Source organism: Nocardioides rotundus, from assembly GCF_019931675.1.
GTDB lineage: Bacteria > Actinomycetota > Actinomycetes > Propionibacteriales > Nocardioidaceae > Nocardioides > Nocardioides rotundus.
In genome coordinates, this window is record NZ_CP082922.1 from 1,540,984 (window position 1) to 1,565,004 (window position 24,021).

A 24,021-nucleotide genomic window follows, 5' to 3' on the forward strand; every position below is an offset into this window, starting at 1 on the left:
CTGGTAGGAATGCCGCCATGAGCGGCGAGGACGCGGAGGACCAGCCCGGGCTGTTGCCCGAGGGTGCCCTCGCCGGTGCTCGCGCCCAGGTGGCGCGGGCCCGCTCGGCGACGGCGGCGCGCCCCGAGGCCCGAAAGAAGCAGGCCGAGCCCGCCGCCACCGACCCGGTCGCGGCGGTGCTGGTCGACGTCCCCCTCGCCCATCTGGACCGCCCCTTCGACTACCTCGTTCCGGCCGCGATGGCCGAGGACGCGGTGCCCGGCGCCCGGGTGAAGGTGCGCTTCGCCGGGCAGGACGTCGACGGCTTCGTGGTGGCCCGCCGGGAGCGCTCCGAGCACGCCGGCCGGCTGCAGCCGCTGCGCCGGGTGGTCAGCCCCGAGCCCGTGCTGCTGCCGCCGGTGGAGCGGCTGGTCGGCGAGATCGCGGAGCGCTACGCCGGGTCCCGGGCCGATGTGCTCCGCCTGGCCGTGCCTCCGCGGCACGCGACCGCGGAGAAGGCCGCCCCGCTCGATCCCCGTCCACCGTTCACCCGCGACGTCGAGGCGGCCGAGACCGCCTGGGCCGGACACGAGCACGCCGGGTCGTTCCTGGGGCACCTGGCCGCGGGGGAGTCGCCGCGCGCGGTGTGGACCGCGGCTCCCGGGGCGGACTGGCCGCAGCTGCTGGCGCACGCGGTCGCGGCGACGTACTCCTCCGACCGTGGCGCGCTCGTCTGCGTCCCCGACCACCGCGACGTGGCGCGGCTCGACGCCGCGCTGACCGAGGTCCTGGGGGAGGGCCACCACGTGGTGCTGACCGCGGAGTCCGGGCCGTCCCGGCGCTACCGCGACTTCCTGGCCGTCTCTCGAGGTCAGCGCCGGGTGGTGATCGGCACCCGGGCCGCCGCGTTCGCGCCGGTGCACGACCTGGGCCTGGTGGCGATGTGGGACGACGGGGACGACCTGTTCGCCGAGCCGCGGGCGCCGTACCCGCACGCGCGCGAGGTGCTGCTGACCCGGGCGGTGCTGGAGGACACGGCCGTCCTGCTGGGCAGCCATGCCCGCTCGGTCGAGGCGCAGCACCTGGTCGCATCCGGCTGGGCGCACGAGCTGGCGCCCTCGCGCGACGTGGTCCGGGAGCGGGTGCAGGTCGCGGTCGCCGGTGCGGACGACGTGGCGCTGGCCCGGGACGCCTTCGCCCGCTCCGCACGGGTCCCGCAGGAGGTGCACCAGGCGATCCGGCGGGCGCTGGAGTCCGGGCCGGTGCTGGTGCAGACGCCGCGCTCGGGCTACGCGCCCGCCCTCGCCTGCGAGCGCTGCCGCACCCCCGCCCGCTGCCGGGTCTGCCACGGTCCGCTGCGGCTGACGTCGCCGACGGCCCCGCCCTCGTGCGGGTGGTGCGGGCGCATGGAGACCGACTGGTCCTGCGGCGAGTGCGGCTACCGCGGCCTGCGGGCGCCGGTGCTGGGGGACCGGCGCACCGCCGAGGAGCTCGGCCGGACCTTCGCGCCGGTGCGTGTCGTCACCTCGAGCGGCGACAAGGTGCTCGCCTCGGTGCCCGACCAGCCCGCGCTGGTGGTGGCGACCCCGGGCGCGGAGCCGGTGGCCGAGGGCGGGTACCCGCTCGTGGTGCTGCTGGACACCTGGCTGGCACTGGCCCGCCCGGACCTGCGGGTGGGGGAGGAGTCGCTGCGCCGGTGGCTGGCGGCCGGCGCGCTGGTCCGCCCCGGCGGCCGGGTGCTCGCCGTCGGCGACTCCACGAGGCCCGAGCTGCAGGCGCTGGTGCGGTGGGACCCCGCGGGGTACGCCGCCCGCGAGGCCGCCGAGCGCGCCGAGGCCCATCTTCCGCCGGCCGCCCGGGTCGCCACGGTCACCGGCGAGCCGGCCGCCGTCGAGGAGGCGCTGGCCCTGCTCGACCCGCCCGACCCCACCGAGTCGCTCGGCCCGGTCCCGCACGGCGACGACGGCGAGGTCCGGGTCGTGCTGCGCACGCCCCGCCGCCAGGCCCTCGCCCTCTCCCGCGCGCTCGGGGAGATGCAGCGCCTCCGCTCGGCGCGCAAGCTGGCCGCCGTCCGCGTCCAGGTCGACCCGGCGTCGCTGTGAGGTGAGGGGTCGTTTCCCCGGTGCACCGGGGAAACGGTCACTTCCCGGCTGAAGTGCCGCCTGGGAAGTGACCGTTCTCCCTGGGAACCTCAGCCGGTACGGCGCACCGGGTTGATCGGTCGGGCGCCGCCCGACCCAGGTCGGGACCGCACCCGCCGACTCCTAGACTGGAGGCATGGCCATCCAGCCCATCCGCCTCTTCGGCGACCCGGTCCTGCGCAAGCCCGCGATCGAGGTCGTCGACTTCGACAAGGAGCTGCGGCGGCTGGTGGAGGACCTCACCGACACGATGATGGACGCCCCCGGCGCCGGGCTGGCCGCGCCGCAGCTGGGCGTGGGGCTGCGGGTGTTCACCTGGTACGTCGACGGCGAGCTCGGCCACCTGGTCAACCCGTCGCTCGACCTGTCCGAGGAGATCCAGGACGGCCCCGAGGGCTGCCTCTCCCTGCCCGACCTCACCTTCGACTGCAGGCGCGCGCTGTCGGTGGTCGCCAAGGGATACGACATGCACGGCGAGCCCGTGGTGATCGAGGGGAGCGACCTGCTGGCCCGGGCGATCCAGCACGAGACCGACCACCTCGACGGGATCCTGTTCATCGACCGGCTCGACGCCGACGCCCGCAAGGCGGCGATGCGCGAGATCCGCGAGTCGGAGTGGTTCGGCCTGGAGAAGCCCACGGTGAAGCTCAGCCCGCACCCGACCAACGGCTTCGGGCTCTGAGCCGGTGCGGATCGTCTTCGCCGGCACCCCCGAGGTCGCCCTTCCCGCGCTCGACGCGCTCGCCGGGTCCCAGCACGAGCTGGTCGGCGTCGTCACCCGGCCCGATGCTCCCGCGGGCCGCGGGCGGAGGCTCGTGGCCAGCCCGGTCGCCGTACGCGGCGAGGAGCTCGGCGTCCCCGTGCTCAAGCCCGAGCACCCGCGCGACCCCGCCTTCCAGGACGCGCTGCGCGAGCTCGCGCCCGACTGCTGCCCGGTCGTGGCCTACGGCGCGCTGCTGCCCGAGTCCGCGCTCGCCATCCCCGAGCACGGCTGGGTCAACCTGCACTTCTCCACCCTCCCGGTCTGGCGCGGCGCCGCCCCGGTGCAGCACAGCATCTGGGCCGGCGACGAGGTCACCGGCGCCACCACCTTCCGGATCGTCAAGGCGCTCGACGCCGGCCCCACCTTCGGGGTGATGACCGAGCGGATCCGGCCGACCGACACCGCGGGGGACCTGCTCGCCCGGCTCGCCGAGGGCGGTGCCGGCCTGCTCGTGGCCACGCTCGACGGGATCGAGGACGGCTCGCTGGAGGCGCGCCCCCAGCCCTCCGACGGCGTCTCCTTCGCGCCCAAGGTGACCGTCGAGGACGCCCGGCTGGACTGGACGCAGCCCGCCGAGGTGCTGGAGCGGCAGATCCGCGCCTGCACGCCCGCACCCGGCGCGTGGACGACGTACGACGACCAGCGGCTCAAGCTCGGCCCGGTCACCGTCACCGACGACACCGACCTGGCGCCCGGCGAGGCGAGGGTCGGCAAGAGCGCCGTGGAGGTCGGCACCGGCACCCGCTCCGTGCGGCTGGGCGAGGTCAAGGCGCACGGCAAGCGCCAGATGCCGGCGGCGGACTGGGCGCGCGGCCTGCGCGAGGAGCGGCTCCGGCTGGGCTGAGGTCGCCCGGGTCCCCCGACACGCCGTACACACTTCCGGACCTGCACCGGGGGAGCGCCGGGTTGGTAGGTTTCCCCACGGTCACGGGGGTGGAGCGAGAGGATGCCCATGTCTTTCCTGGATCGCGAACACACGATCGCGCCGCACAGCTACAACCGGTGGCTCATCCCGCCCGCCGCGCTGGCGGTCCACCTGTGTATCGGTCAGGTCTACGCCACCAGCGTCTACAAGAGCTCGCTGGTCAACCACTTCGACGCCTCGCTGACCTCGATCGGCTTCATCTTCTCCATCGCGATCGTGATGCTCGGCCTCTCCGCGGCCGTCTTCGGCACGTGGGTGGACAAGGGCGGTCCGCGCAAGGCGATGTTCACCGCCGCCTGCTTCTGGGCCTCGGGCTTCCTGGTGGGCGCGCTCGGCATCGCCACCGACCAGTTGTGGCTGCTCTATCTCGGGTACGGCGTCCTCGGCGGCATCGGCCTGGGCATCGGCTACATCTCGCCGGTCTCCACCCTGATCAAGTGGTTCCCGGACCGTCCCGGGCTGGCCACCGGCATGGCGATCATGGGCTTCGGTGGCGGCGCGCTCGTCGCCTCGCCGCTGTCCCGGCAGCTGCTGTCGTTCTTCGACCCGTCCTACGACCCCAGCGACTCCACCTCGCTGGCCAGCGGGCACGCCCTGACCATGCTCTTCGTGGTGCTCGGCATCGCCTACTTCCTGATCATGATGATCGGGGTGGCGAACATCCGCGTGCCACCGCCGGACTGGAAGCCCGAGGGCTTCGACCCGTCCACGGTGAAGCAGAAGGCGATGGTCACGCAGAACGACGTGTCGGCCAACAACGCGATCAAGACCCCGCAGTTCTGGCTGCTGTGGATCGTGCTCTTCGGCAACGTCACCGCCGGCATCGGCATCCTGGAGCAGGCCGCGCCGATGATCCAGGACTTCTTCCGCGGCCCGGGCGGCGAGTCCACCGTGGCGGTCGCGGCGGCGGGCGGCTTCGTCGGCGTGCTGTCGCTGTTCAACATGGCCGGCCGCTTCGTCTGGTCCACCACGTCCGACATGATCGGCCGCAAGCCGATGTACATGATCTACCTCGGCGGCGGCATCGTGCTCTACGTCCTGCTCGCCCTGCAGGGCTCCACGGCGACCGCGATCTTCGTGCTGCTCGCGGCGCTGATCATCTCGTTCTACGGCGGCGGTTTCTCCACCGTCCCGGCCTACCTGCGCGACCTCTTCGGCACCTTCGAGGTGGGCGCGATCCACGGCCGGCTGCTGACCGCCTGGTCGGCCGCCGGCGTGGCCGGGCCGCTGATCATCAACGGCTTCCTCGACGCCGCCGGCGGCGCCGTCGCTGACCGCGGAGGCCTACCGCCCCGCGCTGTTCACCATGGTGGGCGTCCTCGTGGTCGCGTTCATCTGCAACCTGCTGATCCGCCCCGTCTCGGAGAAGTACGCCGAGGACATGACCGAGCACCGGGCCGAGATCGAGCGCGACCGCCAGGCCAGCATGGCCGCCGAGCAGGGTGCCGCGGCGTCCGCCAGCGGGCTCCGACTGGTCCTCTCGTGGGCGTTCGTCAGCGCCCTGCTGGCTTACGGCGTGGTGATGACCGCGATCACCGCCGCCAAGCTGTTCACCGGCTGACCGGTGCGGCTCACCCGACCCGGCACAATGGGCCGGGTGAGCCGGCCAGCGACCCCCGAGGACGTCGAGGAGATCTGTCTCGCCCTGCCCGAGACCGAGCTCGGCGTGACCTGGGGCGACGTACCGACCTTCGTGGTGTGGCAGAAGCCCAAGCCGCGCGGGTTCGTGCTGTACCGCAAGCCGTACGCGAACGCGGTCGACCCCGCGACGGGGGAGCCGTACGACGACCTGCTGGTCGTCCAGACCCGGGGTGCCGCAGACAAGGAGGCCCTGGTGCAGGGGCCGGGGCCGTTCTTCACCATCGACCACTTCGCCAGGAGCAACGCCGTCCTGGTCCAGCAGTCCCGGCTCGGCGAGCTCGACGTGGAGGAGCTGCGCGAGGTGCTCACCGAGGCGTGGCTCAGCGTGGCGCCGCGCCGGCTGGCGCAGGAGCACTTCCCCGATGCCTGACCGGCGACGCCGCCGGCCGCGGGTGGACCCGCCGCGCCGGGCGGCCTACGACGTGCTGCGCGCGGTCCGGGTGGACGGCGCCTACACCAACCTGGTCTTGCCGCACGTGCTCGCCGAGCGCGGGCTGAGCGGCCGGGACGCCGGGTTCGTCACCGAGCTCGCCTCCGGCACGCTGCGCCGGCGAGGCACGTACGACGCGATCCTGGCCGCGTGCGCCGACCGGCCGCTGACCAAGGTCGACGCCAAGGTGCTGGACTGCCTGCGGCTGGGTGCGCACCAGCTGCTCGCGATGCGGGTACCCGCCCATGCCGCGATCTCCACCACCGTCGACCTGGCCCGCGACCGCGCCGGCCACGGCGCCGGCGGCTTCGTCAACGCCGTCCTGCGCCGGGTCTCCGAGCACGACCTCGACGCCTGGCTCGAGCGGGTCGCCCCCGCCGCGGCCGACGACCCCGTCGGTCACGCCGCCGTGACCCACTCGCACCCCCGCTGGGTGGTCGAGGCCCTCGCCGCGTCCCTCCACCCCGCCCACCCCGCCGAGTCGGCGCCAGTTCACCCCGAGTCGGCGCTTGTTGACGCCCAGTCGGCGCCAGTTCACCCCGAGTCGGCGCTTGTTGACCCCGAGCTGGACGCCCTCCTGGCCGCTGACAACGCCCCGCCGCGGGTGGTGCTGGTCGCGCGCCCCGGCCGGTCCACGCGCGAGGAGCTGCCGGGGGAGCCGACCCCGCTGTCGCCGTACGGCGTCGTCCTGGAGAGCGGCGACCCGGGGGCGGTGCCGGCGGTCAACGAAGGCCGGGCCGGCGTCCAGGACGAGGGCTCCCAGCTGGTCGCCCTCGCAGCGGTGCGAGCACCGGTCGAGGGCCGCGACGGGCGCTGGCTCGACCTGTGCGCCGGCCCGGGCGGCAAGGCCGCGCTGCTCGCCGGCCACGCGGGGGAGCGCGGAGCCGGACTCCTGGCGAACGAGGCCCAGCCGCACCGGGCCGGACTGGTCGCCCGCAACCTGCGCGGCGCTGACGGGGTGACGGGCGTGGTCGCCGCCGACGGCACTCGCCCGCCCTGGCTGCCGGAGACCTTCGACCGCGTCCTCGTGGACGCGCCCTGCACCGGCTTGGGAGCGCTGCGGCGGCGGCCCGAGTCGCGCTGGCGGCGCACTCCCGAGGACCTCGCCGGGCTCGTCGAGCTCCAGCGCGCGCTCCTCGGCTCCGCGCTCGACTCCACACGGCCCGGCGGAGTGGTGCTCTACGCGACCTGCTCGCCGGTGCTCGCCGAGACCCGCGGCGTGGTGGAGGCCGTGCTGGCCGACCGGGACGACGTACTGCTGGAGGACGCCGCCCCGCTCCTCCCCGAGGTGAGCGACGCCGCCGGCCCGCTGCCCGGCACGCTGCAGCTGTGGCCGCATCGACACCGCACCGACGCCATGTTCATGGCGCTCCTGCGCCACACCCCCTGACCCGGGGCGGCGATCAATCGGCCAGGTGCCGCAGGTAGGCCTCCGGCGCGTCGAGGAAGCGCCGCCAGTGCTGAACCAGGTCCAGGTCCGCCCACGAGGCCTCCCGCAGCCCCCACTCGCCGACCTCCAGCAGGTGCGCGCCCGGCATCGCGGCGAGCACCGGGGAGTGGGTCGCGCACAGCACCTGCCCGCCGAGCGCCGCCACGTTCTGGAGTACGGCGACCAGCGCCAGCGTGGAGGAGAAGGACAGCGCCGCCTCCGGCTCGTCGAGGCAGTAGAAACCGGCGTCGTCGAAGCGGCTGTTCAACACCGCCAGGAACGACTCCCCATGGCTGAGCTCGTGGAATCGCGGGTCGTGCCGGGAGCGGTGATCGTCCATGTAGGTGTACCACCCGTGCATCGTCTCCGCGCGCAGGAAGAACCCCCACCGCGAGGCGCCGACGCCGCGCCGCACGGACAGGCTCGGACCCAGGGGCGACTCGGTCTCACGGGTGGTGTGGATGCCGTGCGTCGAGCCGCCCTCGGGGGAGAGGCCGTAGGCCATCGCCACGCCCTCGACCAGCGTGGACTTGCCCGTCCCGTTCTCCCCGACGAGCAGGGTCACGCCGGGCCGCAGGTCCAGGCCCTCGTCGAGCACCTGCCGCACCGCCGGGATGGTGACCGGCCAGTCCTGGCGCCCCAGTCGCGAGCCGGCACTCTCCTCGACCCGGATGACCGGCGGCTGGTCGAAGTCCACGCGGGCAGCATAGGCGCCGACCAACTACGATGGAGGTTCGTAGCGGAGGAGGAACGGTGCAGGGACTGGGCTCGCTCGAGGCCGTGGTGATGAAGTGCCTGTGGGCGCACGACGACCCACAGCCGGTGCGCACCGTGCACGAGCACATCTCCGAGGACCGGGACATCGCCTACACCACGGTGATGACGGTGATGGACAACCTGCACCGCAAGGGGATGGTGACCCGGACCCGGGTCGGCCGGGCCTACCACTACCTCCCGGCCCAGACGCGGGAGGAGTACACCGCCTCCCTGCTGGAGGACGCGCTCGCCGACGGCGGCGATCGACAGCACGTGCTGATGCACTTCGTCGACCGGCTGGACAGCTCCCAGCTCGACGCGCTGCGCCGGGCCCTCGGCCGCGCCGAGGAGGGGGCGACGAGGTGACGGCTCCGCTGGTGCTCGGGCTGCTGGCGCTGGTCTTGATGACCGTCGGTCAGTACGTCGTCGCGCCGGCGCGGTGGCCGGAGCGTGCGCCCCGCCTGGCGATGGCGATCTGGCAGGCCCTGGCCTTCTCCGCGCTCGCCTCGCTGCTGCTCGCCTGCGTCGCGCTGATCCTGCCCGGCATGTCCGTGGCCGCGACCGTGGGCGAGATCGGCCGCGCCTGCCTGGTCGAGCTGCGGCAGCAGTACTCCACCGTGGCCGGCGGACTGGTGAGCAGCATCGGCATCGGCTTGACCGCCGTCCTGGCCGGGCGCGTCGCGATCGGTCTGCTGGGCGGGCGGCGTACGGCGGCCCAGGCGCGGCGAGGGCATCTGGAGGGCCTCTCGCTGGTCGCCGAGGAGTCCGGGGACGGCAGCTACACCGTCCCGCACGGGACGCCCGCGGTCTACTGCGTCCCCGGCCAGCGACGGCGCGAGGCCGGGACGATCGTGGTGACCACGGGGGCCCGCGCGGCGCTGAGCCGCGCCCATCTGGCGCTCGTGCTGCGCCACGAGCGCGCCCACCTCAGCGCCCGGCACGACCGGCTGGTGCGTCGCTCCGGTGCGCTCGCCGCGGCGCTGCCGTGGATCCCGTTCTTCGCGGTCGCACATGCGCAGATCGCCCGGCTCGCCGAGATGCACGCCGACGACGCCGTCGATCCTGCCGACCGGCTCCGCCTGGCCGAGGCGCTCTATGAGCTGGCGGCCGCGGGCTCGCCCAGCACCGGCGCCGCGGGGTCGCCGCGGCAGCCAGAGGGGCTGCTCGCGCCGTTGGCCTCGGCCCCCGAGCGCGCCGTACGCCTGCTCGGACCGCGTCGACCGCTGCGCGCCGCGACCTCCGGCCTGCTCGCGGTCGGAGTGGCGGTGATCGCGCTCGCTCCGGCGACCGCGGCCTTCGTGCCGTCGACGCAGGAGATGACGGTGCTGGCGCACCACTGCTGCGACCAGGGGCCCACGCCCTGAGCCGGGCCGGTTGCTACTATCCGACCTAGTATTTGAGGGCGCCGTCCGGTCCCTCCAGGGACGAGTCGAGGTAGGTGTCCGATGTCGGAGCAGGAGCCCAGGTCCTCCTCGCGGCGCGAGCGGGCTGCGGCGGAGCTGCAGCGGCAGAGGCGACGTGAGCGGCGCCGCGTCTACTGGCTGATCGGCACCGGTGTCCTCGTCCTCGTCGGCTTCGCGAGCGTGCTCGTCGCGGTGCAGCGGATGGAGGCCGACGACCCCGCCACGGCGTCCGGAGGGTCGGCCGGCCTGTCCGCCGTGAAGACCTACAAGGTCTCGGCGAACCACGTCACCGGCCCGCTCGACTATGAGCAGTCGCCGCCGGTCGGGGGCGACCACAACCCGGTCTGGCTCAACTGCGGGGTCTACGACACCGAGGTCCCGAACGAGAACGCCGCCCACTCCCTGGAGCACGGCGCCGTCTGGCTGACCTACCGCCCCGACCTGCCGGACGCGGACGTGGAGCAGCTGCAGGAGGCGCTGCCCAGCACCTACGCCATCCTGAGCCCGTATGAGGACCAGCAGGCGCCCGTGGTGGCGTCCGCCTGGGGGACTCAGCTGGAGCTGAAGGGGGCCGACGACCCGCGGCTGGGCGCGTTCCTCGACAAGTACGTCCAGGGCGAGCAGACCCCCGAGCCCGGCGCCGCCTGCACCGGCGGCTCGGACGGCACCATGCCGCTGGACCTCGGTGGGGGGATGTCAGGTTCATGAGTCGCCTCTCGCGTGCCGGCAACATCCCGCCGCTCGTGGTCGTTCTCGCCCTGGCCGTCGCGGCCGTGGTGGCGGCGGTCTCCGTGCTCTTCGCGGCCTCCGCCGCGGAGGAGGACGCGACCGCGATGCCGGGGAACGCGAGCCCGGAGGCCGGCTTCGCCCGCGACATGATGATGCATCATGCGCAGGCGGTGGAGATGGCGCTGATCGTGCGTGAGAAGTCCGACGACCCCGAGCTGCGGGCGCTGGCCTACGACATCGTCACCTCCCAGCAGCAGCAGATCGGCCAGATGTACGCCTGGCTGGACTTCTGGGGCCTCCCTCAGACCTCGGACCGACCGCCGATGGCGTGGATGAAGGGCGGTGAGGACATGCTGCTGCCCGACGGGCGGATGCCGGGCATGGCCTCCGAGGCCGACCTGGCCCGCCTGCGCGAGGCGGAGGGCGTGGCCGCCGAGAGGCTCTTCCTGCGGCTGATGATCGCCCACCACACGGCCGGTGTGCACATGGCCCAGGGGGTGCTCGACGTCACCGACCGTCCGGAGGTGACCACGCTCGCCCGGGCGATCGCCCGCTCGCAGCAGGCGGAGATCCGGGTGATGCGCGACCTGCTGGCGGCGCGTGGTGGCGCGCCCGCCGATCCCGGTTCTCCGGCGTCGCCGAGCCCCTCGGAGGGCTCCGGCGACATGTCCGGCCACGACATGTCCTCGATGGGGTGACAGTGACGACGACGACAAACCCGCCGACCTCCCCGCGGCAGGTCCGGTCCCCGCGCGGTGCGCTGCTCGGCGTGACCGGGGCCGGTGTCGCTGTCGCTGTCGCCCTGGCCCTGCTGGGGTTGGTGGGTCAGCTGACCCCCGAGGTGGAGCCCGGCCTTCCGGTCCCCGGTACGGCGACCCAGGCGGGGCTGCCCATCGCGACCGCCCTGCGCGACATCGCCACCGCGATCACGCTCGGCAGCCTGCTGATGCTCTGCTGGTCGCTGCCCGCCCGCACCCGGGCCACGCCCTCGTCCGACGACGCGGTCTGGCTGCGGGTGACCTCCCTGGCGGCCATGGCCGGCTGGGCGTGGAGCGGGGCGGCCGCCGCGGTCTTCGTGTTCGCCTACTCCGACCTCGCCGCGGTCCCGCTGAGCGAGCCGATGCTGTGGTCCTCGCTGACCTCCTTCGCCACCGAGTTCGAGCTCGGCCGCTACCTGGCGCTCAACCTCGGGGCTGCGCTGTTTGTGGCGATCGGCGCGTCCATGGCCCGGACCACCGGCGGCATCGCGGTGGTCGCGACGGTCGGCGTGGTCGGTCTGTGGCCGGTCGCGCTCACCGGACACGCGGCCGGGTCGCTCAACCACGACATCGCGGTCACCGCGCAGATGTTCCACCTGCTCGGGCTCAGTGTGTGGCTGGGCGGGCTGGTCGCCCTGCTGGTGGTCGCCGGGATGCGCGAGGTCGGCCTGGCCGCCGCCGTACGTCACTACTCCACCCTGGCCCTGTGGGGCTTCGCCCTCACCGCCGCCTCCGGTCTGGTCAACGCGCTGCTCCGGGTCGACGCCTGGTCGCAGCTGGCGACGACGTACGGCCTGGCGCTGCTCACCAAGGTGCTCCTGCTCGCCGCCCTCGCGGCCGCCGGCCTCGCCCAGCGTCGGGCCGCCATCGGCCGGCTCGAGGCCGGACGGCCGCGGACGTTCCTGCGGGTCGCCGTGCTCGAGGTCCTCACCATGGCGGCTGCCGCCGGCCTGGGTGTGGCGCTGGGGCGGATGCAGCCCCCCAACGGGCTCAACCCCGCGCCGCTGCAGACGGTCGAGTCGCTGATCTACTACCGGCTGCCCGGGCCGCTGGACTGGCCGGGCTGGGTGACGACCTGGCGGCTGGACCCGCTGTGGGCGCCGGTCGCCGTCGGTGCGGTGGTCTGGTACCTCGTGGCCGCCGTACGCCTGCGCCGCCGGGGCGACGCCTGGTCGTGGGGCCGCACCGCCGCGTGGGTGATCGGCTGGGCGCTGCTGCTGTGGTCGACCAGCGGGTCGCCGGGCGTCTACGGCAAGGTCATGTTCAGCATGCACATGGTGCAGCACATGAGCATCGCCACCGGCGTGCCCGTCTTCCTCGTGCTCGGCGCCCCCGTGACCCTGCTGCTGAGGAGTACGCCGGCCCGGCGCGACGGCACCTGGGGTGCCCGCGAGTGGACCCTGCGGATCGTCCGGTCGCCGGTCTCCCAGATCCTCGGGAACCCGCTCGTCGCCGCGGCGTTCTTCGTCGGCAGCCTGGTGGTCTTCTACTCCTCGGGGCTCTTCGAGCTCTCGCTGCGCTCGCACACCGGGCACGTGGTCATGGTGATCCACTTCCTGGTCGCGGGGTACCTCTTCGCCAACGCCGTCGTCGGCGTCGACCCGGGCCCCAAGCGGCCGGCGTACCCCATGCGCGCGCTGCTGGTGATGATGGTCTTCGGCTACCACGCGTTCTTCTCGGTCTCGCTCATGGCGCGGAGCACCGTGATGGCGGCCGACTGGTTCCGCCTGGTGGGCCCGGACTGGGTCTCCTCGCTGGCCGAGGACCAGTACCTCGGCGCCTCGATCGGCTGGGCGCTCGGCGACTACCCGCTCGCCGTGATCGCCGGTGCGCTGATGTGGCAGTGGGTGCGCGCCGACCACGCGGAGCAGCGCCGGCACGACCGTCAGGCCGACCGCGACGGCGACGCCCAGCTGGCGTCGTACAACGCCTATCTGCAGTCGCTCGCCCGCTCCGAGGACTCGCCCCGCCGCTGACTCCCGGCGCCCGCCCGCGCGCGTGGTGCGCCGGTCGCTGGATGGGAGGTTGCTGAGCCACGTCGTACGGCGGCGCGGAGGTGGGTGGGCTACCTCCGGTCGGCGGGCGGGCCGGAGATCACCAGGTGACCTCGTCGCACTGCTTGGTGGGGGAGGACTCGGTCTGCAGCGTGGCGTGCTGGATCTTGTAGGTCTGGGACAGCACCTGCTGGGCGCGCGTGAGCGCCTCCTGGGCATCGCCGTCGCCGACCACGAGGTGGGCGGTGGCGACGTTCATGCCCGAGGTGAGGGTCCAGATGTGGATGTCGTGCACGTCCTGCACGCCGGGGATCTCCTCCAGGTCCGCGACGACCTGGTCGAGGACGACGCCCTCGGGGACGTGCTGCCCGAGCACCGCCAGCACCTGGCGGCCGAGAACGACGGCGCGGACGGCGACGAAGACGCCGATGGCGAGGGCGACGACGGTGTCCCACACCGGCTGGTTGGTCCACCCGACCAGCAGCGCCGCGACGACGACGCCGACACTGCCCGCGGTGTCGGCGATGACCTCGAAGTAGGCGCCCTTGACGTTGAGGGACTCGCTGGCCCCCTGCCGGAGCAGGTACATCGAGATGACGTTGATCACCAGGCCGAGCGCACCGACCACCAGCATCGGGGTGGTCTGCACCTCGACCGGCTCGCCGATCCGGCTGATCGCCTCGACCACGACGTACGTCGCGACCCCGAGCATGATGAGCACGGTGAAGCCCGAGGCGAAGATCTCCGCGCGGTAGGAGCCGTAGGTCCGCCGCCCCGTGGTGTCGGGCCGGGTCGCGATCTTGGTCGCCAGCAGCGCGGCGCCGAGGGCGACGGCGTCGGCGGACATGTGGCCGGCGTCGGAGATCAGGGCCAGCGAGTTGGTCAGGATTCCGTAGACCAGCTCGACCACCATGAAGCCGAAGACCAGCACGAAGGTCATCGCCAGCCGGCGGCGGTAGCGACCACCGACGTGGCCGGCTGCGGCACCCTGGCCGTGCCCGTGTCCTGCACCCATCAGTGAGCCCTCCTCGTGGCGTGTCTGACTACTAAGCAGGATAGTAGCCCTTGGGGCTGACTACGGTGACACCCATGGCGTCCCCGTTCACCGAGGTCGAGGTCGACGACCGCGTGGTCAAGGTGACCAACCCCGACCGCGTCTACTTCCCCGAGACCGGCGCGACCAAGCTGGACCTGGTCGAGTACTACCTCTCCGTGGGCCCCGGCATCGTGAACGCGCTGTGGGAGCGGCCGTGCATGCTGCACCGCTTCCCGAAGGGCCTGGACGGCCCGAAGGTCCACCAGAAGCGGCTGCCGCAGGGGGCGCCGGACTGGGTGGAGACGGTGCGGCTGCACTTCCCCCGGTGGAACCGGACGGCCGACGAGCTGTGCGTCACCGAGCCGGCCGCGGTGGTCTGGGCGGTGCAGATGTCGACGGTGGAGTTCCACCCCTGGAACAGCCGTCGCGGCCACACCGAGGAGCCGGACGAGTGGCGGATCGACCTGGACCCCGGCCCCGAGTGCCCGTGGTCGACGGTGCAGCGTGTCGGCGGCGTCGTGCACGAGGTGCTGGACGAGCTGGGCGCGACCGGCTACCCCAAGACGAGCGGGGGAGCCGGGCTGCACGTGTACGTGCGGATCCCGCCCGACCACGGCTTCAAGGACGTACGGCGGGCCGCGCTGGCCTTCGCCCGCGAGGTCGAGCGCCGCGCCCCGGAGGACGTCACGACGACGTGGTGGCGCAAGGACCGCGATCCCGCGCAGCTGTTCGTGGACTACAACCAGAACGCCCGCGACCACACGATCGCGGCGGCCTACTCGGTGCGGGGCGTGCCGGACGGCCGCGTCTCCGCCCCGCTGCGGTGGGAGGAGGTCGCGCAGGTCGAGCCGCGCGACTTCACCATGGACACCATGCCCGGGCGCTTCGCCGAGCTCGGCGACCTGATGGCCGACATCGACGACCACCCCTTCGACATCGCGCCCCTGCTGGAGTGGGCGGACCGGGACGAGGCCGCCGGGGCCGAGCCGCCCGCGGACCCGGAGTGAGCCGGGGCCCGGGCACCCGAGGGGCGCGACTACCCTCGCCCTCGTGGGTATCCAGATCACGCCGAGCATCCTGAACGCCGACTTCGCCGCGCTGGGCGCGGAGGTGGCGCGCATCCCGAACGCGGACTGGGTGCACGTCGACGTCATGGACAACCACTTCGTGCCGAACCTGACCTTCGGTCCGCCCATGGTGGAGGCGCTCTCGCGCAGCACCGACCTGCCGCTGGACGCGCACCTGATGATCGACGACTGCGACAGCAACGCGATGAGCTACGCCGAGGCCGGGGCGCGCAGCGTCACCTTCCACATCGAGTCGACCAAGGCGCCGATCCGGCTGGCCCGCGAGCTGCGCGGCCACGGCACGCGGGCGTCGATGGCGCTGAAGCCGATGACCCCGATCGAGCCGTACGCCGAGCTGTTGCCCGAGCTGGACATGGTGCTGGTGATGACCGTGGAGCCGGGCTTCGGGGGCCAGCGGTTCCTCGACCTCTGCCTGCCCAAGATCCGCCGTACTCGTGAGCTGGTCGAGCGCTCCGGCGGCGAGGTCTGGCTGCAGGTCGACGGCGGCATCTCCCTGGACACCATCGGCCGGTGCGCCGAGGCCGGAGCCGACGTCTTCGTCGCCGGGTCGGCGGTCTACTCCGCCGAGGACCCCGACGCGATGGTCGAGGCACTGCGGGAGAAGGCCGAGGCCGCCGCGCCGTGAGCCCTCTCACACGCTGAGCGCCCAGGGATGTGGCAGGCTGTCCCCGACAAGAGCTCGCGTGCTCTGGGGGCGGTGAAATTCCGCACCGGCGGTGACAGTCCGCGACCCGTCCACAGCCAGTGGCCGGTTGACCAGGTGGAACTCCTGGACCGACGGTGAGAGTCCGGATGAGAAGCGCACGCAGGGTCTCGCCGCCCGCAGCGACGAGCCTCCGTCGAAGCCCCCACCAGCACCGTGGGAGGAACCGGAGGCAGAGCAGATGACCACACCGCAGGCGGACGCGGAGGAGCGGGCGATGCGCCGCGCCCTCGAGCTCGCCGCGTCGGTGGGCCCGCAGGTGCTGCCCAACCCGCGCGTGGGGTGCGTCCTGCTCGCACCCGACGGCTCCGGGGTCGCCGAGGCCGCCCACCGGGGGGCGGGCACCCCGCACGCCGAGGCCGCCGCGCTCGCCCTGGCCGGTACGGCGGCCCGGGACGCCACCGCGATCGTCACCCTGGAGCCCTGCAACCACACCGGCCGCACCGGCCCGTGCGCGCAGGCGCTCCTGGACGCGGGAGTGCGGCGCGTGGTCTTCGCCCAAGACGACCCGAACCCGCAGGCGGCGGGCGGGGGAGAGACGCTGCGCGCGGGGGGTGTCGAGGTGGCCTCGGGCCTGCTCGCCGACGAGGCGCGGGCGCTCAATCCCGCGTGGTCGCGAGCGATGGAGCTCGGCCGGCCCTTCGTCACCTGGAAGCTCGCGACCACCCTGGACGGCCGCAGTGCCGCTGCGGACGGCACGTCGCGGTGGGTCTCCTCGCTCGCCGCGCGACGCGACACCCACCGGCTCCGCGCGCTCAGCGACACCATGCTGGTCGGCACCGGGACGGTCATCGAGGACGACCCGCGGCTGACCGTGCGCGCCGCCGACGAGGCGCCGTTGGAGCGGCAGCCGCTGCGCGTGGTGATGGGCGAGCGCGACCTCGACCCCGGCCGGAGGATCTTCGACGAGGCCGTCGTCGGCGGGTCGCTCCACCTGCGCACCCGCGACCCCCGCGCCGCGCTCGCCGCCCTGTGGGAGCGGGAGCGGCGCCATGTCTTCCTCGAGGGCGGCCCGACGCTGGCCGCCGCGTTCCTGCGGGCCGGGCTGGTCGACGAGGTGGTCGCCTACGTCGCGCCGATGCTGCTCGGCGACGGACGCGCCGCCGTGGGGGAGCTGGGCATCGAATCGATCGCCGCTGCGTTGCACCTCGACGTCACCGACGTGCGGGTGCTGGAGCCCGCGGCGCCGGGGGAGGACACCAACCTGCGCATCACCATGAGAGGAACCGCCTGATGTTCACCGGAATCGTCGAGGAGCTCGGCGAGATCGCGTCCGTGGAGGAGCAGGGCGACGCCGTACGCCTCACCGTCCGCGCCGACACGGTGCTGGAGGGTACGGCGCCCGGCGACTCGATCGCGGTCAACGGCTGCTGCCTGACGGTGGTCTCGACAAGCTCGACCGGCGAGGGGAGCTCGACCGGCGAAGACGGGGGCTCGACCGGCGAAGACGGGGGCTCGACCGGCGAAGGGCTGTGGGTCGCCGACGTGATGCAGGAGACGCTGGACAAGACCTCGCTCGCGGGCGCCCGCGCGGGCGACCCGGTCAACCTGGAGCGGGCCGTGACCGCGGAGAAGCGGCTCGGCGGGCACATCGTCCAAGGGCACGTCGACGGGGTCGGCGAGATCCTCGCGCGCACCCCCAGCGAGCACTGGGAGGTCGTGGAGATCTCCCTCCCGCCGGGGCTGGCGCGCTACCTGGTCGACAAGGGGTCGATCACCGTGGACGGGGTGAGCCTGACCGTGGTCGAGGCCGGTGAGGAGAGCTTCACCGTGAGTCTCATCCCCGAGACCCTGGCGCGCACCACGCTCGGCGAGCGCCGGCCGGGCGACCGGGTGAACCTCGAGGTCGACATCCTCGCCAAGCACGTCGAGCGGCTGCTGGCCGCGGACCGGAAGGAGCGGGCATGACCCTGCTGGAGTGGCTGATGAGCGGCACCATCGCGGTGCCCGGCGGGAGTCTCGCCGTGCCCGAGGTCGTGGGCAACGCCTTCGGCCTGGCCAGCGCGATCCTCGGCATGCGCCGCGTCGTGTGGGCCTGGCCGGTGGGCCTGGTCGGCAACGCCCTGCTGTTCGTGGTCTTCGCCAGCGGCGAGCTGAGCGGCGTCGTCAGCGAGCCGCTGTGGGGCCAGGCCGGGCGGCAGGTGTTCTTCGCCCTGGTCGGCGCCTACGGCTGGTGGCGCTGGTCCGCCGTACGACGCTCCGGCGGCGCCGCCGACGGGCGCGCGATCACGCCGCGCTGGGCCACCTGGCCCGAGCGGGCGCAGCTGCTCGCGCTCGGCCTGGTCGGCTACGCCGTCGCCCACGAGGTCCTGGTGCGGATCGGCTCGTGGGGTCCCGCCACCGAGGCGTGGATCCTCGCCGGCTCGATGCTGGCGACCTACGGCATGGCCCGCGGCTGGGTGGAGTTCTGGCTGGTGTGGGTGCTGGTCGACGTGGTCGGGGTGACCACCCTGGTCCGCGCCGGCTACTACCCGACGGCCGCGATGTACCTCGTCTACGCCGTCTTCGTGGTCCTCGGCTTCGTCGTCTGGTGGCGAGCCAGCCGGGCCCTGGCGCCGGCCCCTGTCCCCGTCCGGAGTGAAGGAGCAGTGCTGTGAGTGTCCGACTGGACCCGGTCGAGAGGGCGGTGGCCGACATCGCCGCCGGCCGCCCCGTGGTCGTCGTGGACGACGAGGACCGGGAGAACGAGGGCGACATCATCTTCGCCGCTGCCAAGGCCACGCCGGAGCTGATGGCGTGGACGATCCGGCACAGCAGCGGCGTGATCTGCGCGCCGATGCCGGCCGAGATGCTGGACCGGCTGGAGATCCCGCTGATGACGCCGCACAACCGCGACGCCTACCGGACGGCGTACACCATCTCCGTCGACGCCCGGGACGGCGTGAGCACCGGCATCAGCGCCGCCGACCGGGCGCACACGGTGAAGACGCTGGCCGACTCGGCCACCGAGCCGTGGGAGCTGACCCGGCCCGGGCACGTCTTCCCGCTGCGCTACCGCGAGGGCGGGGTGCTGGTGCGGCGCGGGCACACCGAGGCCGCGGTCGACCTGTGCCGGATGGCGGGACTGACTCCGGCGGGCGTGCTGGTCGAGGTGGTCAACGACGACGGGACGATGAAGCGGGCGCCCGAGCTGCGGGAGTTCGCCGACGAGCACGGGATCGCGATGATCTCCATCGAGGAGCTGGTGCGCTACCGCCGCCGCCACGAGATGCATGTCGAGCGGGTGGCCGAGACGACGCTGCCGACCGAGTGGGGCGACTTCGCCGCCTACGGCTACCGGATCACCATCGACGACTCCGAGCACCTCGCGCTGGTCTACGGCGACATCTCCGGGGACGAGCCCGTGCTCACCCGGGTGCACTCGGAGTGCCTCACCGGCGACGTCTTCGGCAGCCACCGCTGCGACTGCGGGCCGCAGCTGCACGAGGCGATGGAGCGGATCGTCGCCGAGGGTCGGGGCGTGGTGGTCTACCTCCGCGGGCACGAGGGCCGCGGCATCGGGCTGGTCGCCAAGCTGCAGGCCTACGCGCTGCAGGACGGCGGCCGCGACACCGTCGACGCGAACCTCGACCTCGGGCTGCCGGCCGACGCGCGCCACTACGGCACGGCCACGCAGGTGCTGCGCGACCTCGGGATCGGGTCGGTGCGGCTGCTGACCAACAACCCGGACAAGACCGCGGCGCTCACCGAGTTCGGCGTACCCGTCGCCGAGCGGGTCGCGCTCACCCCGCGCCCCAACGCGCACAACATGGCCTACCTGCGGACCAAGCGGGACCGGATGGGCCACCAGCTGCAGGACCTGCCGGACCTGGCCGTCGACCACCAGGACGAGGCCGCCGACGGCTCTGCCCCCACCGACGAAGGAGAGGCCGCCGACGGCTCTGCCCCCACCGACGAAGGAGTCCGATCGTGAAGCACGGAGCCCCCGCCGCCCCGACCCTCGACGCCTCCGGCCTGCGGGTCGCGGTCGTCGCCGCGCAGTGGCACCAGGTGGTGATGGACGGCCTGCTCGACGGTGCCGCGCGCGCCTGCGCCGGCGCCGGCGTCACGCCCGACGTGGTGCGGGTGCCGGGGACCTTCGAGCTGCCGGTGGCCTGCGGGCGGCTCGCCGCGCAGGGGTACGACGCCGTGGTCGCCCTCGGCGTGGTGATCCGCGGCGGCACCCCGCACTTCGACTACGTCTGCTCGGCCGCCACCGACGGCCTCACCCGGGTCGCGCTGGACCACTCGGTCCCCGTCGGCTTCGGGGTGCTCACCTGTGACACCGAGGAGCAGGCGCTGGACCGCGCCGGGCTCGAGGGCTCCTCGGAGGACAAGGGCCACGAGGCCGCCTCGGCGGCCCTGGAGACCGCGCTCACCCTCCGCTCGCTCGGCTGACCTGTCCCCTCGCAGCCCCACTCGTTCCATGTAACGCACAGTTCGGTGAGCCTGTTGAGCGGTAGAGCACTCGACAAGCCCACCGAACTCTCGACAAGTCGAGCAGGGGTACGGCGGGTCACGAACCCCGCGACGGCCGAGCATCGGCCCGGAACCGGTCTAGGCTGAGCAGCGTGACGCCCCTGGGGATGGTCTTCGGAGGACTGCTGCTGGTGGTCCTCGACTTCCGGATCGACTGGTTCGACGTACTGCCCGACGTGATCGGGTGGCTGATGGTCATCGCCGGACTGAACCTCGTCCGCGGGCGGCACCCGGGTCTCCTCGGCGCCTTCATCGCGAGTTGCCTGGGCCTGGTGAGCTCCCTGGTGCAGTTGCTCCCCGACGGCGAGCTCACGCCCCTCGTCGCGGTCGGCGAGAGCGTCGCGCAGACCGGCGTGGTCTTCGGTGTCTGCACCGCCCTGATGACGCTCGGGCCCGAGCCCCGCATCCGGAGCCAGGCGGGCCTCGTGCGGTGGCTCGATCTCGGGCTGGCTCTGATCGGCGTGGTGCTGGCGCCCCTGCTCACCGGCGCGCCGACGCTGTCCTTCGCCGCCGCGACCGGACCCGCGGTCGGCGTCTTCCTACTGCTGGTGGTGGCGGCGATCGTGGTCTTCGTGTGGTTCATGCTCCTGGTGTGGGCCAGTCGCGAGGCGGCGGACCTGCAACGCTGAACCGGAGCCGGCTAGCGAGGTACGTCGGCCCACTCGTCCTCGAGCACCGCGTAGGTGACGCCGTCGATCCACCCGCGGGTGCGGTGCAGGGAGTCCCGGCGGTTGAGCGCCTCGCGCCGCATCCCCAGGGTGCTCATCAGGGCGAGCGAGGCGACGTTGTCGGCGAACGCGTAGGCCACCACCCGGCGTACTCGCGTGTGCTCGAACACGGCACCGATGACTGCCCGCATCGCCTCGGTCGCCAGCCCCTGCCCCTGCACCGCCGGGTCCAGGATCCAGCCGACCTCCGCCTCGGTCCCGGCCGCCTGCGAGCGCACCTGCTCCTGCGCCCACGCGTCCAGCACCGCGAGCTTGAGGTCGCCCACGACCCGGCCGTCGGTCTCGACCACCAGCCGCTGGGCCAGCCCGGACGGCTCGGCGAACTCCTCGCGGTAGCGCTCCCACGGCGAGCAGGGATACATCATCCACTCCAGGACCCCGTCCTTGCGGTGGTAGGCGTGGACGGCGGCAGCGTCGCGGGCGGTCGCGCGGCGGATCGTGAGCCGCCGCGTGCGCAGCGGCCAGGGGATGCGGTCCAGGGGATCCTCGCTCACGCGGGGAGCCTAGGGCCGGTCGCCGGTGGACCGCCACGAGGATTCGGAGCACCGGGCCCTAGGCTTGTCGCCCGTGAAGACGTTCGATGAGCTCTGGGCCGAGCTGAGCGAGAAGGCGGTGACCCGCCCGGAGGGGTCGGGCACCGTGCGGGAGCTCGACGCCGGCGTCCATGCGATCGGCAAGAAGCTGGTCGAGGAGGCTGCGGAGTCCTGGATGGCCGCGGAGCATGAGGGCTCCGAGCGAGCGGCCGAGGAGATCAGTCAACTGCTCTACCACGCCCAGGTGCTGATGCTCGCGAAGGGGATCAGCCTCGACGACGTCTACGCCCACCTGTGAGGTCACCCATGCTCCGCATCGCCCTACCCAACAAGGGCAGCCTGTCCCAGGCCGCCTCCGACATGCTCCGCGAGTCCGGCTACCGCCAGCGCGGCGACTCCAAGGAACTCACGCTCACCGACGCCGAGAACGGCGTCGAGTTCTTCTACCTCCGCCCCCGCGACATCGCGCTCTACGTCGGCGAGGGCACCCTGGACCTCGGCGTCACCGGCCGCGACCTGCTGCGCGACTCCGGCGCGAAGGCAGAGGAGGTGCTGGAGCTCGGCTTCGGCACCAGCCGCTTCCACTTCGCGGGCCCCCAGGGCCGGTTCGCCACGGTCGAGGACCTGGCCGGCCAGCGGATCGCGACGTCCTACACCGGCATCGTGTCGACCTACCTCGAGCAGCGCGGCATCGAGGCCACGGTGACCCGGCTCGACGGCGCCGTCGAGAGCAGCATCCAACTCGGGGTCGCCGACGCGATCGCGGACGTCGTGGAGACCGGTACGACGCTGCGCGCGGCCGGGCTGGAGGTCTTCGGCGAGCCGATCCTCACCTCCGAGGCGGTGCTCGTCTCGCGGTCGGGCACCGACCTGCCCGCCGGCTTCGAGGTGTTCAAGCGGCGCCTGGAGGGCGTGCTCGTGGCCCGGTCCTACGTGATGATGGACTACGACATCCCCGAGGCCCAGGTGGCGGCCGCCTCCGCCCTGACGCCGGGGATCGAGAGCCCGACGGTGGCTCCACTGCAGCGCGAGGGCTGGGTCGCCGTACGCGCGATGGTGCCGCGCAAGGGCGCGCAGCGACTGATGGACGACCTCTTCGAGCTCGGTGCCCGCGGCATCCTGCTCACCGACATCCATGCCTGCCGCCTCTGAGGCCGGGCTCCCTCGGCGGTTCCGGCCGCTGGGGGTGCGCCTGGCCGGCTGGTTCTTCGGCACCCTGTTCGTCGTGGTGTGCGCGGTGATGTGGATCGGTCTGGGCGCCGAGCTGCGCAACTCGTTCCTGTTGCGCTACCAGTTGACCATGCTGGGGATCGTGGTCGCGCTCGTGCTGTGCCTGCATGCGCTGATGCGCTGCCGGATCGACGCCGACGAGAGCGGGCTGAGGATCGTCAACGGCTACAGGTCACGGCACCTGGACTGGGCCCAGGTCGTGGACGTGTCGCTGCCGCCGGGCGCCCCGTGGGCGATCTTCGACCTGGTGGACGGCAGCACCGTCTCCGCCCTGGGGATCCAGGGCTCCGACGGCGCCCGCGCGCGCCAGCAGGTGCGCGAGCTGCGCGCGCTCGTGAACGCCGCGGGCCCGGGCGACCGCTAGGCCGGGGCCTCAGCCGGCCGCGATGCCCCAGCTGACCGAGTGCTCGTCGCCGGGCTGCCCGGCCGGCGCGAGCACCACGAGGTCCTCCCCGGAGCGGAAGGCGTCCGGCGGCGCGGTCATCGGCTCCACCGCGACGGAGCGGCGCGGGGTGGCGGAGTCGTCGGCGGTGTACACCTGCAGCCAGCGCACCCGGTCGTCGCCCCACAGCGTGGTCGCCGCGCCGCCCGGCTCGCGCAGGGTGACGCTCACCCGGCCGTCGACGTGCTGCAGGTCGCCGTACGCGTCGTCGAGGACCGTCCCCCGCAGCGGGCGCGCCACCCGGAAGTCGTGCTCGGTGCCGTCGACCGGGACCGAGCGGACCGGGAGCTTGCGCTCGTCCACCTCCAGGCGCCGCCCCGCCGGCAGGGTCAGCTCCCAGTCGTCGATCGCGCCCGCGGGACCGGCCAGCAGGTAGGGGTGGGCCCCGGCGGCGCACGGCGCGGGGGAGGGCGACATGTTGGTCGCGGTCTGGGTCACCGTCAGCCCCTCTGCCGAGAGGTCGTAGAGCACGTGCAGGTCGAGCGTCCAGGGGTACCCGGTCTGCGCCATCAGCCGGTAGACCAGCGACACCGAGGCGTCGGTGTGCTCCTCCAGCGTCCAGGCCGCCCAGCGCACCAGGCCGTGCGAGGCGTTGTGCCGCTTCGGCTCGCTCAGGGCCAGCTGCTGGGTGCCGTCGAACTCGTAGGCGCCGTCCCCGATCCGGTTGGGCCACGGCATCAACAGCTGCCCGCGCCCGCCGGAGGGCATCGCGTCCGCGGCGAACCCGTCGACGAGCGGGCGGCCGTCGTGCTCCAGCAGCCGCAGCGCGGCCCCGCATTCGGTCACCACGGCGCGGTAGCCGCTGGTGCCGATCTCGTACTGCTCCCCGGTCGGTGCCACTCCAGCCATGCGGCC

At 73.4% G+C, this 24,021-nt stretch carries 26 protein-coding genes, 1 pseudogene and 1 riboswitch; of the genes and pseudogenes, 23 read left to right on the forward strand and 4 right to left on the reverse strand.

What is annotated here, in order from left to right:
• Window positions 1–17: 17 nt before the first annotated feature.
• The 7 genes and pseudogenes from K8W59_RS07690 to K8W59_RS07720 all read left to right on the forward strand — a co-directional run bounded on the left by K8W59_RS07690 (window position 18) and on the right by K8W59_RS07720 (window position 7,269).
• Window positions 18–2,081: a primosomal protein N' gene (locus tag K8W59_RS07690; RefSeq protein ID WP_223399274.1), complete on the forward strand. Its 2,064-nt coding sequence runs from the start codon at window positions 18–20 to the stop codon at window positions 2,079–2,081.
• A 175-nt stretch (window positions 2,082–2,256) separates the two neighbouring features.
• Window positions 2,257–2,802: a peptide deformylase gene (gene def, locus K8W59_RS07695; RefSeq protein WP_223399275.1), complete on the forward strand. Its 546-nt coding sequence runs from the start codon at window positions 2,257–2,259 to the stop codon at window positions 2,800–2,802.
• Window positions 2,803–2,806: 4 nt separating this feature from the next.
• Complete coding sequence (gene fmt, locus K8W59_RS07700; RefSeq protein ID WP_223399276.1) at window positions 2,807–3,727, forward strand: methionyl-tRNA formyltransferase; 921 nt, start codon at window positions 2,807–2,809, stop codon at window positions 3,725–3,727.
• Window positions 3,728–3,835: 108 nt separating this feature from the next.
• A pseudogene (locus tag K8W59_RS07705) lies at window positions 3,836–4,975 on the forward strand (OFA family MFS transporter); the annotation flags it as partial.
• 139 nt (window positions 4,976–5,114) lie between these two features.
• On the forward strand, window positions 5,115–5,369 hold the full coding sequence (locus K8W59_RS07710; protein WP_223400085.1) for an MFS transporter small subunit: 255 nt from the start codon (window positions 5,115–5,117) through the stop codon (window positions 5,367–5,369).
• A 36-nt stretch (window positions 5,370–5,405) separates the two neighbouring features.
• On the forward strand, window positions 5,406–5,819 hold the full coding sequence (locus tag K8W59_RS07715) for a hypothetical protein (protein ID WP_223400087.1): 414 nt from the start codon (window positions 5,406–5,408) through the stop codon (window positions 5,817–5,819).
• Window positions 5,812–7,269, forward strand: a complete 1,458-nt coding sequence (locus K8W59_RS07720; RefSeq protein ID WP_223399277.1) for an RsmB/NOP family class I SAM-dependent RNA methyltransferase — start codon at window positions 5,812–5,814, stop codon at window positions 7,267–7,269. Before K8W59_RS07715 ends, K8W59_RS07720 begins: the two co-directional genes overlap by 8 nt.
• 13 nt (window positions 7,270–7,282) lie before the next feature.
• On the opposite strand, the gene K8W59_RS07725 is transcribed toward K8W59_RS07720, so the two are convergent.
• Window positions 7,283–8,005, reverse strand: a complete 723-nt coding sequence (locus tag K8W59_RS07725; protein WP_223399278.1) for an AAA family ATPase — start codon at window positions 8,003–8,005, stop codon at window positions 7,283–7,285.
• A 56-nt stretch (window positions 8,006–8,061) separates the two neighbouring features.
• On the opposite strand from K8W59_RS07725, the gene K8W59_RS07730 reads away from it, so the two are divergent.
• The 5 genes from K8W59_RS07730 to K8W59_RS07750 all read left to right on the forward strand — a co-directional run bounded on the left by K8W59_RS07730 (window position 8,062) and on the right by K8W59_RS07750 (window position 12,930).
• Window positions 8,062–8,430 (forward strand): BlaI/MecI/CopY family transcriptional regulator, encoded by a 369-nt coding sequence (locus K8W59_RS07730; protein WP_223399279.1) that lies wholly within the window; start codon window positions 8,062–8,064, stop codon window positions 8,428–8,430.
• Window positions 8,427–9,428, forward strand: a complete 1,002-nt coding sequence (locus K8W59_RS07735; protein WP_223399280.1) for a M56 family metallopeptidase — start codon at window positions 8,427–8,429, stop codon at window positions 9,426–9,428. The genes K8W59_RS07730 and K8W59_RS07735 overlap by 4 nt, the downstream gene beginning before the upstream one ends.
• Before the next feature lie 81 nt (window positions 9,429–9,509).
• Window positions 9,510–10,175 (forward strand): DUF3105 domain-containing protein, encoded by a 666-nt coding sequence (locus K8W59_RS07740; protein WP_223399281.1) that lies wholly within the window; start codon window positions 9,510–9,512, stop codon window positions 10,173–10,175.
• Complete coding sequence (locus tag K8W59_RS07745) at window positions 10,172–10,894, forward strand: DUF305 domain-containing protein (protein ID WP_223399282.1); 723 nt, start codon at window positions 10,172–10,174, stop codon at window positions 10,892–10,894. The genes K8W59_RS07740 and K8W59_RS07745 overlap by 4 nt, the downstream gene beginning before the upstream one ends.
• Window positions 10,895–10,896: 2 nt before the next feature.
• Window positions 10,897–12,930, forward strand: a complete 2,034-nt coding sequence (locus K8W59_RS07750; RefSeq protein ID WP_223399283.1) for a cytochrome c oxidase assembly protein — start codon at window positions 10,897–10,899, stop codon at window positions 12,928–12,930.
• A gap of 118 nt (window positions 12,931–13,048) precedes the next feature.
• Here K8W59_RS07750 and K8W59_RS07755 read toward each other — a convergent pair whose 3' ends face one another.
• Entirely contained in the window at window positions 13,049–13,963 is a 915-nt protein-coding gene (locus K8W59_RS07755) for a cation diffusion facilitator family transporter (RefSeq protein ID WP_223399284.1), read from the reverse strand.
• A gap of 74 nt (window positions 13,964–14,037) precedes the next feature.
• On the opposite strand from K8W59_RS07755, the gene ligD reads away from it, so the two are divergent.
• The 8 genes from ligD (at window position 14,038) to K8W59_RS07795 (ending at window position 20,862) form a co-directional block, all read left to right on the forward strand.
• Window positions 14,038–14,991 (forward strand): non-homologous end-joining DNA ligase, encoded by a 954-nt coding sequence (gene ligD / locus K8W59_RS07760; protein WP_223399285.1) that lies wholly within the window; start codon window positions 14,038–14,040, stop codon window positions 14,989–14,991.
• 43 nt (window positions 14,992–15,034) lie between these two features.
• Window positions 15,035–15,697: a ribulose-phosphate 3-epimerase gene (rpe, locus tag K8W59_RS07765; RefSeq protein ID WP_223399286.1), complete on the forward strand. Its 663-nt coding sequence runs from the start codon at window positions 15,035–15,037 to the stop codon at window positions 15,695–15,697.
• 54 nt (window positions 15,698–15,751) lie between these two features.
• Window positions 15,752–15,881, forward strand: a riboswitch (FMN riboswitch).
• A 75-nt stretch (window positions 15,882–15,956) separates the two neighbouring features.
• Window positions 15,957–17,009 carry a bifunctional diaminohydroxyphosphoribosylaminopyrimidine deaminase/5-amino-6-(5-phosphoribosylamino)uracil reductase RibD gene (ribD, locus tag K8W59_RS07770; protein ID WP_223399287.1) on the forward strand — a complete coding sequence of 351 codons (1,053 nt, stop codon included), beginning with the start codon at window positions 15,957–15,959 and terminating at the stop codon, window positions 17,007–17,009.
• The gene (locus K8W59_RS07775) at window positions 17,009–17,683 is read left to right on the forward strand and encodes a riboflavin synthase (protein WP_223399288.1); all 675 of its coding nucleotides are present in this window, start codon (window positions 17,009–17,011) and stop codon (window positions 17,681–17,683) included. The genes ribD and K8W59_RS07775 overlap by 1 nt, the downstream gene beginning before the upstream one ends.
• Window positions 17,680–18,372 carry a nicotinamide mononucleotide transporter family protein gene (locus K8W59_RS07780; protein WP_223399289.1) on the forward strand — a complete coding sequence of 231 codons (693 nt, stop codon included), beginning with the start codon at window positions 17,680–17,682 and terminating at the stop codon, window positions 18,370–18,372. Before K8W59_RS07775 ends, K8W59_RS07780 begins: the two co-directional genes overlap by 4 nt.
• A complete protein-coding gene (locus K8W59_RS07785; protein WP_223399290.1) occupies window positions 18,369–19,688 on the forward strand; it encodes a bifunctional 3,4-dihydroxy-2-butanone-4-phosphate synthase/GTP cyclohydrolase II in 1,320 nt (439 codons plus the stop codon). The genes K8W59_RS07780 and K8W59_RS07785 overlap by 4 nt, the downstream gene beginning before the upstream one ends.
• Window positions 19,682–20,152 (forward strand): 6,7-dimethyl-8-ribityllumazine synthase, encoded by a 471-nt coding sequence (gene ribH, locus K8W59_RS07790; RefSeq protein ID WP_223399762.1) that lies wholly within the window; start codon window positions 19,682–19,684, stop codon window positions 20,150–20,152. Before K8W59_RS07785 ends, ribH begins: the two co-directional genes overlap by 7 nt.
• Window positions 20,153–20,325: 173 nt before the next feature.
• Window positions 20,326–20,862 (forward strand): hypothetical protein, encoded by a 537-nt coding sequence (locus tag K8W59_RS07795; RefSeq protein ID WP_223399291.1) that lies wholly within the window; start codon window positions 20,326–20,328, stop codon window positions 20,860–20,862.
• A gap of 11 nt (window positions 20,863–20,873) precedes the next feature.
• On the opposite strand, the gene K8W59_RS07800 is transcribed toward K8W59_RS07795, so the two are convergent.
• On the reverse strand, window positions 20,874–21,455 hold the full coding sequence (locus tag K8W59_RS07800; RefSeq protein ID WP_223399292.1) for a GNAT family N-acetyltransferase: 582 nt from the start codon (window positions 21,453–21,455) through the stop codon (window positions 20,874–20,876).
• Window positions 21,456–21,528: 73 nt separating this feature from the next.
• Between K8W59_RS07800 and K8W59_RS07805 the strand changes: the two genes are divergently transcribed.
• The 3 genes from K8W59_RS07805 to K8W59_RS07815 are packed head-to-tail and all read left to right on the forward strand — an operon-like array spanning window position 21,529 to window position 23,088.
• Window positions 21,529–21,792 (forward strand): phosphoribosyl-ATP diphosphatase, encoded by a 264-nt coding sequence (locus K8W59_RS07805; protein ID WP_223399293.1) that lies wholly within the window; start codon window positions 21,529–21,531, stop codon window positions 21,790–21,792.
• 8 nt (window positions 21,793–21,800) lie between these two features.
• Window positions 21,801–22,646: an ATP phosphoribosyltransferase gene (gene hisG, locus K8W59_RS07810; RefSeq protein ID WP_223399294.1), complete on the forward strand. Its 846-nt coding sequence runs from the start codon at window positions 21,801–21,803 to the stop codon at window positions 22,644–22,646.
• Window positions 22,630–23,088, forward strand: coding sequence for a PH domain-containing protein (locus K8W59_RS07815; protein WP_223399295.1), 459 nt, complete (start codon window positions 22,630–22,632; stop codon window positions 23,086–23,088). The genes hisG and K8W59_RS07815 overlap by 17 nt, the downstream gene beginning before the upstream one ends.
• 9 nt (window positions 23,089–23,097) lie before the next feature.
• On the opposite strand, the gene K8W59_RS07820 is transcribed toward K8W59_RS07815, so the two are convergent.
• On the reverse strand, window positions 23,098–24,015 hold the full coding sequence (locus K8W59_RS07820; protein WP_223399296.1) for an aldose 1-epimerase family protein: 918 nt from the start codon (window positions 24,013–24,015) through the stop codon (window positions 23,098–23,100).
• Between the last annotated feature and the right edge of the window lie 6 nt (window positions 24,016–24,021).